At 64.8% G+C, this 13,315-nt stretch carries 14 protein-coding genes; 3 read left to right on the forward strand and 11 right to left on the reverse strand.

Annotated elements, in window-relative coordinates:
• Positions 1-158: 158 nt before the first annotated feature.
• Entirely contained in the window at positions 159-875 is a 717-nt protein-coding gene (locus E1956_RS25320) for a TetR/AcrR family transcriptional regulator (protein ID WP_134753972.1), read from the forward strand.
• Between the two features lie 47 nt (positions 876-922).
• Here E1956_RS25320 and E1956_RS25325 read toward each other — a convergent pair whose 3' ends face one another.
• Together E1956_RS25325 and E1956_RS25330 are read right to left on the reverse strand one after the other, a co-directional pair.
• Positions 923-2,089 carry a PDDEXK nuclease domain-containing protein gene (locus tag E1956_RS25325; protein ID WP_134753974.1) on the reverse strand — a complete coding sequence of 389 codons (1,167 nt, stop codon included), beginning with the start codon at positions 2,087-2,089 and terminating at the stop codon, positions 923-925.
• Positions 2,090-2,388: 299 nt separating this feature from the next.
• Entirely contained in the window at positions 2,389-2,871 is a 483-nt protein-coding gene (locus E1956_RS25330; protein WP_134753976.1) for an Lrp/AsnC family transcriptional regulator, read from the reverse strand.
• A gap of 382 nt (positions 2,872-3,253) precedes the next feature.
• Here E1956_RS25330 and E1956_RS25335 point away from each other — a divergent pair, with 382 nt between their 5' ends.
• On the forward strand, positions 3,254-3,886 hold the full coding sequence (locus E1956_RS25335; protein ID WP_134753978.1) for a LysE family translocator: 633 nt from the start codon (positions 3,254-3,256) through the stop codon (positions 3,884-3,886).
• Positions 3,887-3,998: 112 nt separating this feature from the next.
• Here E1956_RS25335 and E1956_RS25340 read toward each other — a convergent pair whose 3' ends face one another.
• From E1956_RS25340 to E1956_RS25350, 3 genes are all read right to left on the reverse strand, one after another.
• Positions 3,999-5,168 (reverse strand): DUF2242 domain-containing protein, encoded by a 1,170-nt coding sequence (locus E1956_RS25340; RefSeq protein WP_232071610.1) that lies wholly within the window; start codon positions 5,166-5,168, stop codon positions 3,999-4,001.
• A 461-nt stretch (positions 5,169-5,629) separates the two neighbouring features.
• Entirely contained in the window at positions 5,630-7,003 is a 1,374-nt protein-coding gene (locus tag E1956_RS25345) for an APC family permease (protein ID WP_134753980.1), read from the reverse strand.
• Between the two features lie 196 nt (positions 7,004-7,199).
• Complete coding sequence (locus E1956_RS25350) at positions 7,200-8,033, reverse strand: carbon-nitrogen hydrolase family protein (protein ID WP_134753982.1); 834 nt, start codon at positions 8,031-8,033, stop codon at positions 7,200-7,202.
• A 176-nt stretch (positions 8,034-8,209) separates the two neighbouring features.
• Here E1956_RS25350 and E1956_RS25355 point away from each other — a divergent pair, with 176 nt between their 5' ends.
• Positions 8,210-9,073, forward strand: a complete 864-nt coding sequence (locus E1956_RS25355; protein ID WP_134753984.1) for a helix-turn-helix transcriptional regulator — start codon at positions 8,210-8,212, stop codon at positions 9,071-9,073.
• 77 nt (positions 9,074-9,150) lie between these two features.
• On the opposite strand, the gene E1956_RS47495 is transcribed toward E1956_RS25355, so the two are convergent.
• From E1956_RS47495 to E1956_RS25380, 6 genes are all read right to left on the reverse strand, one after another.
• Positions 9,151-9,579, reverse strand: coding sequence for a rubredoxin (locus E1956_RS47495; RefSeq protein WP_134753986.1), 429 nt, complete (start codon positions 9,577-9,579; stop codon positions 9,151-9,153).
• Positions 9,580-9,622: 43 nt separating this feature from the next.
• Positions 9,623-9,760, reverse strand: coding sequence for a hypothetical protein (locus E1956_RS46265; protein WP_156992325.1), 138 nt, complete (start codon positions 9,758-9,760; stop codon positions 9,623-9,625).
• Between the two features lie 387 nt (positions 9,761-10,147).
• On the reverse strand, positions 10,148-10,438 hold the full coding sequence (locus E1956_RS25365; protein ID WP_134753988.1) for a nucleotidyltransferase family protein: 291 nt from the start codon (positions 10,436-10,438) through the stop codon (positions 10,148-10,150).
• 80 nt (positions 10,439-10,518) lie between these two features.
• Positions 10,519-11,076 (reverse strand): FUSC family protein, encoded by a 558-nt coding sequence (locus E1956_RS25370; protein ID WP_134753990.1) that lies wholly within the window; start codon positions 11,074-11,076, stop codon positions 10,519-10,521.
• 102 nt (positions 11,077-11,178) lie between these two features.
• Complete coding sequence (locus tag E1956_RS25375; protein ID WP_134753992.1) at positions 11,179-12,543, reverse strand: aspartate aminotransferase family protein; 1,365 nt, start codon at positions 12,541-12,543, stop codon at positions 11,179-11,181.
• 254 nt (positions 12,544-12,797) lie between these two features.
• Positions 12,798-13,211, reverse strand: a complete 414-nt coding sequence (locus E1956_RS25380) for a DoxX family protein (RefSeq protein WP_134753994.1) — start codon at positions 13,209-13,211, stop codon at positions 12,798-12,800.
• Positions 13,212-13,315 lie beyond the last annotated feature (104 nt).

Below are 13,315 nucleotides of genomic sequence, written 5' to 3' on the forward strand. Positions count from 1 at the left end.
GTTGCAGTGCGTGAAAGCGCACACGCGGCGCGCAGGTTTACCCTGAGGCTGGTCCTGTGCATACGCACGTTGTGCTTACGCCATGACTACAATGAAACCGGTGTTGCGCAGCGGACAAAGTGCGCGATGCCTTTCCATCCTTGAGCGGACCGAACACCATGCGCGACGACGACACGAACACGCCAGCCGCGAACCTTGCAATGCGCCCGACCGCGAGCGTGCGCGACGACGCTGATGCAACGCACAAGCCGCGCCGCAAGGCGTCGATCCGCGCGTCGAACGAAACGCATCTGCTGGCGTGCGCCGAAGCGGTTTTTGCGGAACGCGGCTTCGAGGGCGCGAGCACGGCGCTGATTGCCGAGCGTGCCGGCTTGCCCAAGGCGAACCTGCATTACTACTTCCCTACGAAGCTCGCGCTCTACTGGCGCGTGCTCGACGATCTGTTCGAGGAATGGAATGCCGCCGCCGATACCTTCGATGCGAGCGACGATCCGGTCGTCGCGATAGGCGGCTACGTGCGCGCGAAGATGGAGCTTTCGCGGCGCCGGCCGCTGGGTTCGAAGGTATGGGCGAACGAGATCATCAGCGGCGCCACGCACATGCAGGACATTCTGCTCAAGCGCGTGAAGCCGTGGATGGAGTCGCGCGTGCAACTGATCGAGCGCTGGATCGGCGAAGGGCTGCTCGCGCCGGTGGAGCCGAAGACGCTGCTCTTCATGATCTGGGCGACCACGCAGCATTACGCGGATTTCGAAGCGCAGATTCGCGCGCTCGCGGGCAAGCGTGCGCTTTCCGCTGCGAGCTTCGAAGCTACGACTGAAGAGGTCGTGAAGATGATTCTGCGCGCGAGTGGGGCGCGGTCACCCGAAGCGTGAGTTGCGTGACAAATTTGATGTGGACGTCGAACTAACTGCCGACGTGCTCACACTTCATCACGAACCTGATGGGAGTTTGGGCGGGCGGTGTGCCGGGCCTCCCATTCGCGGCGCGTTCGGGCCAACTCTCGGGCTAGCAATTCTTCGTCTGGAAGGACCATATGATATTCGGCCGCGAGCACCTTATTCGGCAGGCCATCAAGGGCATATCGTGCGACCGCAGTATTGGTTCGAGCACAAAGGATTAGCCCTACCGGTGGATTTTCGCCCGGAAGCGTCCATTGTTCCTTTGCGTAGTTGCAGTACATGTGCATCTGGCCCACATCCGCGTGATTGAGCTCGGTTAGCTTGAGATCGATGATGACAAGGCACCGCAAGCGCCGATGAAAAAACAACAGGTCGACGCGAAACCAGCTGTCACCGATTCGCAGACGTCGCTGGCGGCCCACAAATGCGAAGTCGCTGCCGAGTTCGAGCAGGAAATCTTCGAGCCGGTGGATCAGTGCTTCCTCGAGCTGCGTCTCGGAATATTCGTCTTTCAAGTCGAGGAATTCGAGAACGTACGGATCCTTGATTGCTTCTTCGGGTGTGACGGTGTCGCCGTGCTGCGCGATGCTGCCCTTTTCGAGCATCGCGCGCTTGTTTTGAGACATCAGCGTGCGAGTGTAGAACTGGCTGTCAATCTGACGACCCAGCTGGCGCACGCTCCAACCACCGTGCAAGGCCTCGGCTTCGTAAAAGCGACGCTCTTCAGGCGAACGCGTGCGCCTCAGCAGGTAGACGTAATGTGTCCATGAAAGCGGAAAGGCCTCGGCCAGATGCTGGAGCGAAAAAATCCGAATCGGTGATTCGGATTTTTTCGCCGGCATATTCGCGACAGATTTCCCAATCACTGATTCGGAAATCACTGCCGGGGGGTAGTTCTGGAAGAGCAGACGCATCAGTTCGAGGTTATCAACCCCGAAGCCGCGCCCGAACCTTTTGGTCAGGTCGGCAGACAGGCGCTGCAGGAGCGCGTGTCCATACGTCGCGCGATTCTTTCCAGCTTGCTCTGATTCAACGATGCGACGGCCGATCTGCCAATACGTCGCGGTCATCAGCGTATTGACGCTGCGTGCCGCGGCCTGTCGACCCTGTTCGAGCAGTGCGACCACGTCGCCGAGAGTGTTGCGATAGTCACCCTCAGGCAAGGGTATATCGTTTGTTGGTTTCATTCGGTGTCTATCTCCCAGGACGCCCGCTGGCGGCGACTTCGGTATAAAGCGGACGCGTTTGCGTCATAACCCGGCGTACGTTTACGAGGTGCCGCGACCGCCTACCTCAGTTCCTCCAGGACCGACAGTTAAGCGGGCCATCCTTGTCGATTGTTCATTTGCCTCCGCGAGCACGTAGCCTACCGCGATGAGCCTTTTCGCCGCCAAGAGGAGATTGTCTTACTGGTTGTCAGCTTGCGGCCTACACTAGCCGACCGATGCATCGGGATGGGCGCAACTGCTGTGGAAGGCAACATGGCTCACACCTGCATCGACGCCACATCCTTCATGCAGCGCAGCGCGAACATCGACCGGCTATGCCGGATGCTCGAAATGCGATAGAGCTTTTCGCGCAGGAAGCGCTCGTATCCCGCCGTGCCGTCCACGGCCACCTTGATCCAGTAATCGTATTCGCCGGAGACGAGATACGCCTCCAGCACCTCGGGCAGTGCCGCGAGCTCCGCGCCGAAGCGCGCGAGCGCGTCGTCTTCGTGGCGGTCCAGCGTGACTTCGAGAATCACGATATCGGCGAAACCCAGCTTGCGCTGGTTCACGAGCGCGACATAGCCGTCGATGTAGCCGTCGGCTTCGAGCTGGCGCGTGCGGTTCCAGCACGCCGTGGTCGACATGCCCACCTGCTCGGCCAGCTCGGCGTTGGAAAGGCGGGCGTTTTGCTGGAGCGCGCGCAGGATCTTGCGGTCCTGGTTGTCGAGCGTTTTGGGCGGGCGTTCGCGGGTGCTCATGATGAATGGAATTATCTACAGGGAATCGCCATTTTAGCGGAAGAAGATTCCGCAATGAGGGGCCTTTTACCCGAAAACAGGAAGCCTTTACAGGCTCATCCCCGGTATATTTTCCACATGCCTTCTTGCCCGGCACGACCCACGCGGCCACCTCCCCGCGCTGGGGTGCGCCGCCGCAGCCACGAGCCGCGGTGGACCGTCTGAGCCGGTTTTCCGTTGCACCCTGCGGCGGCCATCGGGCGTTGCGCGCGTTCATCACGCAGCCAGCGACGTCCGATCGGGCAGATGGCATTTGAAACCGCGCCTCAAGCGCGGTTTTTTGTTGCCGGTTTTTGATCCTCAAGCACCGCCCGTCACCACGTTTTCGCCCGAACTCCAAGAAATGCCGCTCCAGCTGTATTTGTCGTTTCTCGCCGCCGCGCTCGTCCTCGTCTACACCCCCGGTCCCGTCAACGTCCTCACGATGAGCCACGCGCTGCACGCCGGCTGGCGCCGCGCGCTGCCTTGCGTCTGGGGCGGCACGCTTGCGGTTTTGCTGCAGCTCGTCTTCACGGCGCTCTGCCTGAATTCGTTGCTCCTCATTAGTGAGCACTCACTCACGGTATTGCGATGGGTGGGCGCGGCCTATCTCGTCTGGCTCGGCTGCAAGCAATGGCGCAGCCGCACGCTGGGGGGCGAGTCCGGCGACGAGCCCGCGGAGCAGGCGCTCACTTCCCGGCGGGATCTGTTCTGGCGCGGGTTTGCCACCTCGGGGCTCAATCCCAAGACCCTGCTGTTCTTTCCGTCGTTCTTTCCCCAGTTCATCAGCGCGGATGCGTCATGGAGCGCGAACCGGCAGTACCTCGTGCTGGCAGCGACGTTCGCGCTGCTGTTCGCGGGCGGCGTGGCGTCGATGGCGCTGTTCTCGCACCGGCTGCGCCATGTGTTGCAGCGGCCCCGGCGCCTGCGCGCGGTCAACCGGCTGATGGGCGGCCTGCTGGTGGGGATGGGGGCGATGATGGCGGGCTTGCGCTAGGCGCGCCGCTCTGGCTCGTGGGGCTTGCGCCGGATGCCCGAGCCGGCATCCGGACCGTGTGTGCTGGCGCTGTCGATCGATGTGCGCGGGTGGGTACAGAGTGGGCGCTTACTTAGTGCGCCGTGGCTGCGGCCGTTGCGGAGTTCGAGGCGGGCGCGTTGGCCGCGCCCGACGTGGAGGCCGCCGCTACGTTTTGCGTACCGCCGGCGGGTGCCGGTGAGGACGTGGCTGTCCCCGAATTCGCAGCGCTCGTGGGCGCTGCCGCGACGGTGACGGGGGCGGCAGCCGATGCCGCAGCGGGCTGCGCGGCCGCTTGGACCGCGGCAGTGCTAGAGGCTGGTGCGGCCGTTTGAGTTGCGGCAGCGCCTGCGGCCGGTGCGGCCGCTTGAGTTGTGGAAGCGCCCGCGCCCGGTGCAGCCGCTTGCGTTGCGGCAGCGCCCGAGGCCGGCACGGCCGCCGCACCGGGCTGCCCGGCATGATTGGCCCCGGCAGGCGCACTCGCGGCGGCGGGCGTCGACGCCGGGCTCGTCGCCGCAGCGGGTGCCGATGCAGCCGGCGCCGGCAAGACCGGCGTGAGCAGCGTCGCCTCCGAGGCGGGCGACGCAGGGAAGACTGCGTGCACGCCACTAGCCGCAGCAGCGGGTACCGCCGCTTGCATACCTTGTACGGGCGTCGTGGGCGGCACGGTGTTATGCAGCACCGCCACCCCAGTGGCCGCAGCCGCTGCAGCGGCTGCCGCAGGCGCCGCGGAAACACCCGGGGTCACCGGGTTCATCAGCGCCGGGTCCGGCTCCAGCGGCGGCGGCAATGGCGTGGACTTGATATCGCCACTGCCCGGCACCGGCTCGCTGCGCGCGACCGTGTTCAGATAGCGCCCCACCAGATCGAAGAAGCGCTTGTAAAAAGCGTCCGACTGGATCGTCTGGCTCGAGACCTTCACCATTTCATCGCTGTTCGAATGGATCGGCAGCGAGACCGACCCCAGAATCGACAGCCCCACGCTCGCCGACGTCGCACTCTTCTTGAGCGTATAGCCGTTTTGCACGGCATTCACGTAGACCATGCTCGTGTTCGTCGCGTCGGCGGGGGTGCAGACCACGTGCACTTCCACGACGATGTGCTGGTCCACCGTCGGCTGGAAGTTCTTGGTGGCGTCGACGGTGTCGTTGTGCGTCATCGTCGTCATGTAGCCCTGACTCAGCAACGCGCGGCGCGACGCCTCACAGGCATCGGTGCTGGCGTAGTTGAAGCCGTGCGAGAACGGGCTCGGGGCGCTGCTCAACAACTGGTCGTCTTGAAACGCGGGTTTGGTCGACGAACAGGCACTGAGGGCGGTGGCGAGCGAAATCAGCAGGAACGGGGCAACTCTTGAAAAACGGGGCATGGTGCGTACTAACGAGGCGACGAACGTGCCTGCAAATCGGAGGACGGCATGCATTGTAGTTCGGTTCGGGTCCGCGTGACCGAACGCTTGTTTCGTCCCGACCCCGCAATCGGGCAATCACGCAACGGCGCAACCGCGCAACCGCGCAGGCCGTAGCGCGGCACATGCGGCGCGCCTGTGCGGCTGGAGATTACGGATCGCGCGCGTACGCGATTCGCAGGTACAAAAAAATCGGGCTCTCGCGCGAAGCGAAAGCCCGATTCGATTCCACCGTACGCGGCGGCTAGCAGAGCGGCATGGCCACTCGGACTCACACTCGCGCGCTCCGCGCGAGTGGATGCCGCCACACGCAGTTTCTCTTACACAGCCATTTCCGGCGGCGCGCGGCGGAAGCAGCGCGTGATCCAGCCGAGATACGCGAGGCCGAGCACGAACCAGATCACGCCGAGCACGATCGCGGTCTTCTCGAGGCTGACCAGCAGCCAGATGTCGGTGATCGCGCCAAGCAGCGGGAACACGATACCGCCGAGCACGCCGAAGCCTTGCGTGCCGGGCGCGCGGCTGAGGTACTGGCGGATCACGCACAGGTTCACCGAGGTGAACGCGAGGAACGCGCCGAAGTTGATGAACGAGGTGGACGTCGCAACGTCGAGCTTCAGCGCGATCAGGCCAACTGCGCCGGCAATCGCGATGTTGATGGCGGGCGTGCGAAAGCGCGGGTGAATGAAGCCGAAGATCGACTTGGGCAGCACTTCGTCGCGGCCCATCGCGTAGAGCAGACGTCCCACGCTCGCTTGCGCCGAGATGCCGGAGGCGAACTGCGCGAGGATCAGGCCGGCGAGGAAGATCGTCACGAAGATGTCGCCGCCCACTTTGCGTGCGATTTCGAACGCGGCCGAATCGGGGTCCTTGAACACGGCGCCCGGATGCGCGAGTTGCAGCGTGTACGCGGCGATCACGAAGATCGCGCCGCCCACCAGCGCGATCAGCACGATGGCACGCGGGATGTTCTTTTCCGGCTCGATGGTTTCTTCGGTGAGCGTGGAAACAGCGTCGAAGCCGAGATACGAATACGCGGCGATAGCGGCGCCGGCCATCGTGGCCGACAGCGGCACGTGCGGCTGGAAGAACGGCTGCGCGGCGAGGAGGCCGCCGGGGCCCGCTGCTGCCTCGGCATAGTGCAGACACAGCACGACAAACATGGCGGTAATGCCGAGCTGCACGATCATCAGCACGATGTTGAAGCGCGCGGCGAGCTCGATGCCGACGATGTTCAGCCCGCTCGTGAGCACGATGAACGCGACGATCCAGATCCACGTGGGCACATGCGGGAAGGCCGCGTTCAGATAGGCCGCGCCGATCAGCCAGATCACCATCGGCAGGAAGAAGTAGTCGAGCAGCGTGGCCCAGCCGATCATGAAGCCCAGATGCGCGTTGAAGCTCTTGCGCGTGTAGGTGTAGGCGGAGCCCGCCACCGGGAACAGGCGTGCGAGCTTGCCGTAGCTGAGCGCCGTGAACACGATCGCGATGAGCGCGATGAGATAGGCGAGCGCGGCGGTGTCCTGGCTCGCGCCGGCGAGCACGCCATAGGTGCCGTAGACGATCAGCGGCGCCATGTAGGCGAGGCCGAACAGCAGCACGGAGGGCAGGCCGAGCGTGCGCTTGAGATGTGGTTCGCGTGCGCCGCTTGAACCGTTCGTGCCGCTTGTGGCCGGCGTTGAGGAAGGCTTCATGATGCAGTTGTCTCCTGAATACTGCGGTTTGGTCTGCGCGGGCTTTTAAGACCTGCCTTGCGGCGTGGCCGGGCGAAGCCCGCACGCGAGCGTGCGGCCCCAGCAGCAGGGCAGCGCGCGCCTCGTGAGCGTCAATCTTTTGTTGTTATGACTGCGAGCGCAGCCCTTGCGAGCGCTGCGTCGCCGATACAGCGGGTTAGCGGGTAGAGCGGGGGCGAATGTTGAGCGAGCGGCGCCCTTGCGCGTTGTTTTCGTCGGCGAGATTCAGCGCGATGCGGGCGTCGTGCACATAGCTGTAGTGCTCGCGGCTTTGCGCAAGCAGCGCGCGGTCCACCGTGACGGGCAGGACTGCGTCTTCGCTCTTGAGCTCGGCCAGCACGTCGCCGAACGGGCTGATCAGCGCGGATTCGCCGGGGAACGTGAGGTTGTCGTCGCCGTCGCCGGTGCGGTTCACGAGCGCCGCGAACGCCTGGTTCTCCATCGCACGCGCGACAATGGCGCGGCGATGCACGGGGCCGAACGGATCCATGTTGCCGTTCGTGACGACCATCATCTCGGCGCCGAGCATGCCGAGCGCACGCGCGGTCTCGGGAAACTCGATGTCGTAGCAGATCAGGAGGCCAACGGTCATGCCCTTGAATTCGCAGACCTCGAAGCGATCGCCGGGCGTGAACACGCCCACGTCGGTAGCCCACAGGTGCGTCTTGCGATAGCGCAGCGCGATTTCGCCACGCTCGTCGATCAGGACCGTCGTATTGTAGAAACTCTGGCCGTCGCGCTCGGCAAGGCCCACAGCCACGGCCACACCGGCCTGGCGCGCGGCGTCGCGCACGGCGCTGAGCGAGGGGCCGGAGAGCGTCTCGGCCACGTCGCGCACGTTCTCGCGCGTGGGAAAGCCGGTCAGCGTGGCTTCGGGGAACACCATCAGGTCGGTGCCCGCACGGCGCTTGCCGATGGCGTCGAGCGTGCGCGCGAGGTTGGGCGCGACTACGCCGTCAACGAGAGGGATCTGCGCGAGTTCGAGTTGCATACTTGTCTCCGTACTCCGGTCCCATGGCGCCCTATGCGGGTTCCATGGGCCTCGATTTTCGGGCTCGCGGGCAGCCGGACTGGATAATTGGCCGCGCAAGCTTCAGGAGAGGCTATTATCACCACGTTATTTTTGAAGCGAAATTACCCTGCAGGGTTACCCTGACCGGAGGAACGATGGAACCCGACTGGCAGGACCGCGCATTCCATCACCATATCGCGACGCTGATCGACGCCCTCGACGGCCCCGATTTCTGGACCCGCCTGACGCGCGTGATCGAGCGCTTCCTCGCCTTCGACAACTGGGTCGCGCTCGTCTTCATACGCGATCGCGCGCCGCTCGTCTGCGCCGAGTCGCCGATGCCCGACGGCACCGTGGATCTCTTGTTCCGCGCGTATCTGGAGGGGATGTACCAGCTCGATCCGTTCTATATCAACGCATGCGAAAGGCCGCGCGCGGGGCTCGTCACGCTCGCCGAAGTCGCGCCCGACAACTTCCGCATGACGGACTACTACCAGCGCTATTTCAAGAGCAACATCATCGGCGACGAGGTGCAGTTCAATCTCCCGCTCGATGCGCGCCGCACGCTGATTATCTCGCTCGGTGCAAAGCACCATTACACGGAGCGCGACATTGCGATGTTCGCGATGTTTGCGCCATGGGTGATGGCGTTGATGCGGCAGCGGCTGCCCTATGAGCCGCTCGCAGCGTCGCAAGCGGCAGACGGGGACGAGGGCGCGCCGCAGTCGGAGGCCGCCGCGGCGAGCGAGGCCGCGCCTGGCGCGCGCGACGTGGATTACGCGAGCCGCTTCGAAGCGGTGGCACGGCAAAGCGGCCGCACGGCGCTCACGGCGCGCGAGATCGAGGTGGTGCGTCAGAGTCTTTCCGGCTTCTCGACCCGCGCGATTGCCGAGCGGCTCGAAATCTCGTTCGAGACCGTGCGTGCGCACAAGAAGCACATTTACGCGAAGCTCGGCGTTAGTTCGCAGTCTGAACTATTTGCGCTGTTCTACGAGCCCAACGGGCGCGAAGGGGCGTAAGGCAGGGCGCGAATGGGCGTGCGTGTGACGTGCGCGTGAATGAGCACGCGTTCAGGTGCTCATGCACGGCAAACGCTTTAGAACTCGACCAGCGCGAAATCTTCCTTGCCCACGTCGCACAGCGGGCAGCGCCAGTCGTCGGGCACGTCGGCCCAGCGCGTGCCGGGTGCGAGGCCGTCGTCGGGGGCGCCGGCCGCTTCGTCGTACACCCAGCCGCAGATCACGCAGACCCATTGCTTGAGGCCCTGGTCGGCGGGGGTGGAGGGTGCCGGGCTGACAACGGCGGTGGCCGTCGAGCCATCGGCAGCCGACGGCTCACGCGGTGTGTCGAGCGCTACGAGGAGCGGCGCCGAGGTGCTCTCGCGCGCGGCAAGCTTCGTTTGCAGCGTTTCGAGCAGCGCGGCGGCTTCTTCGGCGGTGAGGTCGATCCAGTAGGGATCGCCGGCGCCGTCGTTCAGGCGCTCGGGTGAGAACTGGATTTCGAGGGCGACGCCTTTCTTGTACATAAGCGAAAACGGGGTAGAGCGGGCGTCCTGTGCGGTGCGGCGCTCAGACGAACTGTCTGAGCACGAGCGAGGCCGCGATGCCGCCGAAGGCGATCAGTGCGAGCATCTGCAGAAGCGAGATGGACTTGCGCGCGGGAGCGTTCGGGCTGGCGGGGACGGATTGACGGCTGTTCGTGTTCATCTGCGTGCGATTAGTGTGCGATGTGTTGCTTGCGCCCGAAATGGCGCGGGGCGACGAGTTTCGCACGTTTTTCGCATCCGCGGGGCGATTGGGCGCTAACCGCGCGCACTGGCCGCACCCAAAGGTGCGGGGGCGTGGCTCGTGGAAGCATTGCGCACGGCGGCCCTGATTATCGCCGCTATTGCGCCGTTGATTACGCAGTGTGGGGAGATGGATTATTTCGCGAGGGTTGAGAGCGGAAGGGCGCTGAGGCCATTGGTAGGCCCTGGAGCACGAAGTCAATCCCGGCGAACGAGTTCGTCGAGCAATTCCTGGACGTCGCGTGCTAGAGCGGGAAGATCGTTCAGCAGGGTATTTCAGATTCGGGCAGCCGGAGTTTGTCGCGACTCAAACGGGTACCGCTTCGGCAATTACGGTCGCCCGGAAGGACTCCGGTAACGCCTTGGGCGTCAATACGTCGACCTCCACGCCGAGCAACTGGACCAAGGTGTCCTGGATGATGCCAATATCGAGCAACGACGTTTCCGGCGTCGGGTCGACCAGAATATCCAGGTCGCTGCCGTCCTTATCGTCGCCATGCGCTACCGAACCGAACACGCGCGGGTTCATTGCCCTGTTGGCCGTGACGATTTCGCGGATTTCGGCGCGATGCGCATTCAGGGCAGCGGAGGGTCTCACGGTATTCTCTCGTCGGGGGCAGTCATTCGAAGTGCGCACTGGATACGATGATAGCGCACATTCTTGCCCCCATTGATCACCTAAACATGCAGCCACCGCCGCTCGATATACGAAAACCCCCAGCACACCGGTAGCGCGCAGGCCATGCCTATGGCCACCTCCGCCACGCGAAAGAGCGCCACGTCCCACACGGAGCCGTGGCTGGGCACGAGCAGCACGATGGTGGTGGTGATCGCGCCCAGCCGTGCCGCGGTGCTCACGCGCAGGCACCAGCACGCGACGATCACCACGGCCACCGCCACGAGGTACGCGGCCATGTTCTCCGGCCCGAGCGTGGCCGCCGCGAACCCGACGATGCCGCCCGCGATCGCGCCGATGAACTGGTCGCGCGATTGCGTGAGCGTATCGGCGTAATCGTGCTGCGTGACGGCGATGGCCGTGATCGCCGCCCAGAACGCCTGCTCGGTATGCAGCGCGCGGCCGATGCTATAGGCGAGGCCCGCACCGCAGACGGCGCGCAGCGCCATGAACGCGCCTTGCGCGGCGCGGCTCTTGAGCGGCAGGAGCTTGAGCGCACTGAGCGCGGACTGCTGCAGCGAGGTGAGATAGGCGAAGAGGTTTTCTTGCGGGTCTTGCATCGGCTGTGACTGGCTTGAGGGCGAAATGAAAAGGCGACCGGGCGCCGCGCCGCCTGGCCGTCAAGCATAGCAATTTCGCATGCCGTTACCGCCCGATTCTATTTATCGGGCGCACAACTCGTCGAGACAGGCATCGAACGCGCCGATCAGGCGTTCGACGTCGGCTTCGGTCGTCTCGGGGCACACGAGCATCATGTTGTGGAACGGCGTGATGAGCACGCCGCGGTTCAACAGATACAGATGGATGATGTGCTCGAGCTCGTCGTCCATCGCGGCGCGCGCCTCACTGCCGTTGCGCGGCGGCGTGGCGCAGAACTGGAACTCGCTGCGCGCCCCCACGCGCGTCACGCACCACGGCAGCGCATGGCGCGCGATCGTGGCCGAGAGGCCCTGCGCGAGGCGCTCGGCGAGCGCGAACATATGCGCATAGGCCGCCTCGGTCATGACTTCGTCGAGCGTCGCGCGCATCGCGCTCATCGAGAGCGCGTTTGCCGTGAGCGTCGTGCCGATGCCCGAGTGGCCCGGCGGCGCGTCGAGCTTCGCCTTCTGCGCACGCGCGGCGAGTTCGGCGGAAAAGCCGTACACCGCGCATGGCACGCCGCCGCCCACGGGCTTGCCGAGCACGAAGAGATCGGGCTCGATGTCGTGCTCACGCGCATAGCCGCGCGGGCCACTGCTGATCGTGTGGGTCTCGTCGATCAGCAGCAGCGTGCCGTGGCGCTTCATGAGCGCCTGCGCCTCGCGCCAGAAGCCGGGCTCGGGCAGCACCATGCCCACGTTGGTCATGGCGGGCTCGGCAAGCACGCAGGCGACTTCGCCGTCGGCGAGCGCGCGTGCGAGCGCGTCGAGGTCGTTGAATTCGACCACGCGCGTATGCGGCAGCAGGTCGTGCACCTGGCCGAGCAGGCTCGCGCGCTGCGTGGGCCGGCCATCGACGAGATCGACGAACACGTCGTCCACGGTGCCGTGATAGCAGCCGTTGAACACGACGATCTTGTCGCGCCCGGTGGCCGCGCGCGCCCAGCGCAGCGCGAAGCGGTTGGCGTCGCTCGCGGTCATCGCGAACTGCCAGTACGGCAGGCCGAAGCGCTGCGCAAGCGCTGTGCTCACGGCCACGGCGTCGGCGCCCGGCAGCATCGTCGTGAAGCCGCGCTGCGCCTGGCGCGCGAGCGCCTGCGCCACGGCGCCCGGTGCATGGCCGAACATCGCGCCCGTGTCGCCGAGGCAGAAGTCGATGTAGCGGTGCCCGTCCACGTCGGTGAAGGTCGCGCCGCGCGCCGCATCCACGTAAAGCGAGAACGGCGTGGACCAGTCGTTCATCCAGTGCAGCGGCACGCCGAACAGCAGATGCTGCGCGGCTTGCGCGGAGAGGCTTTGCGATTTCGGGCGCGCGGCGACAAAGGCGTCGCGCTCGCGTGCCAGGATGCGCTGCGCGCGCTCCCGGTTCACGCCTTGGCGGTCTTGCATGGGCGTTTCCTATTGTGCTGGCTGTGCCTGGGTTCGGCGCTGCGCGTGCAAGGCGAAGCGCGTACGAACCGTGTATGGATCCGGACTGATCCTCGCATGCGCACGCATCGAAGTACATTCGGACATACGGCATAGGCCATGCGTCACAGGCGATGCCGGGCAAGGCGGCCAGCACGGCGCAAGGAGACGCACAAAAAGCGCGATGCCTTGAAGGCCATCGCGCTTTTCCGCACTGCGCCTTTAAGGCGCCGGCGTTACTTCCTGTCGATCGAGAACTTGCCCGGACCCGTCACGGCGAGCGCGATCAGGCCGCCCGCGATGCTGACGTTCTTGTAGAAGTTGATCATGTTCATGTACTGATCCATGCCGGTCATGGTCCAGAAGCGGTGGCCGATGAGCGCGGTGGCGATGGTGTAGAGCGCGAGCAGCACTGCGAGCGGACGCGTATAGAAGCCGACGAGGAGCAGAACGCCCACCACGAATTCCATGACGACGGCGATGATCGCCGAGATCACGGGCACGGGCGCGCCCACGTGCGCCATGTAGTCGATGGTGCCCGAAAATCCGGTGAGCTTGGACCAGCCGAAGATCAGGAACAGGGTGACCAGCAGGATGCGTGAGACGAGCAGGGCGGCGTCGTTGCCTTGGCCGAAGAGGTTGTAGCGCATGTTATTTCTCCGATGTGTCGTTTAAGTCGTTTGTTTGCTTTGTTGCGCCTGTCGGCGGCGCGGCCCGCTCGTTGGCGGGACCGCGCCGGACCGCAGGCGCCCGT

The organism is Paraburkholderia pallida, from assembly GCF_004524855.1.
Lineage (GTDB): Bacteria > Pseudomonadota > Gammaproteobacteria > Burkholderiales > Burkholderiaceae > Paraburkholderia > Paraburkholderia oxyphila.

Excerpts from the sequence above, each read along its gene's own strand:
- E1956_RS25320 (WP_134753972.1), top strand. The coding sequence starts at position 159 with ATGCGCGACGACGACACGAACACGCCAGCCGCGAACCTTGCAATGCGC.
- E1956_RS25325 (WP_134753974.1), bottom strand. The coding sequence starts at position 2,089 with ATGAAACCAACAAACGATATACCCTTGCCTGAGGGTGACTATCGCAAC.
- E1956_RS25330 (WP_134753976.1), bottom strand. The coding sequence starts at position 2,871 with ATGAGCACCCGCGAACGCCCGCCCAAAACGCTCGACAACCAGGACCGC.
- E1956_RS25335 (WP_134753978.1), top strand. The coding sequence starts at position 3,254 with ATGCCGCTCCAGCTGTATTTGTCGTTTCTCGCCGCCGCGCTCGTCCTC.
- E1956_RS25345 (WP_134753980.1), bottom strand. The coding sequence starts at position 7,003 with ATGAAGCCTTCCTCAACGCCGGCCACAAGCGGCACGAACGGTTCAAGC.
- E1956_RS25350 (WP_134753982.1), bottom strand. The coding sequence starts at position 8,033 with ATGCAACTCGAACTCGCGCAGATCCCTCTCGTTGACGGCGTAGTCGCG.
- E1956_RS25355 (WP_134753984.1), top strand. The coding sequence starts at position 8,210 with ATGGAACCCGACTGGCAGGACCGCGCATTCCATCACCATATCGCGACG.
- E1956_RS47495 (WP_134753986.1), bottom strand. The coding sequence starts at position 9,579 with ATGTACAAGAAAGGCGTCGCCCTCGAAATCCAGTTCTCACCCGAGCGC.
- E1956_RS46265 (WP_156992325.1), bottom strand. The coding sequence starts at position 9,760 with ATGAACACGAACAGCCGTCAATCCGTCCCCGCCAGCCCGAACGCTCCC.
- E1956_RS25370 (WP_134753990.1), bottom strand. The coding sequence starts at position 11,076 with ATGCAAGACCCGCAAGAAAACCTCTTCGCCTATCTCACCTCGCTGCAG.
- E1956_RS25375 (WP_134753992.1), bottom strand. The coding sequence starts at position 12,543 with ATGCAAGACCGCCAAGGCGTGAACCGGGAGCGCGCGCAGCGCATCCTG.
- E1956_RS25380 (WP_134753994.1), bottom strand. The coding sequence starts at position 13,211 with ATGCGCTACAACCTCTTCGGCCAAGGCAACGACGCCGCCCTGCTCGTC.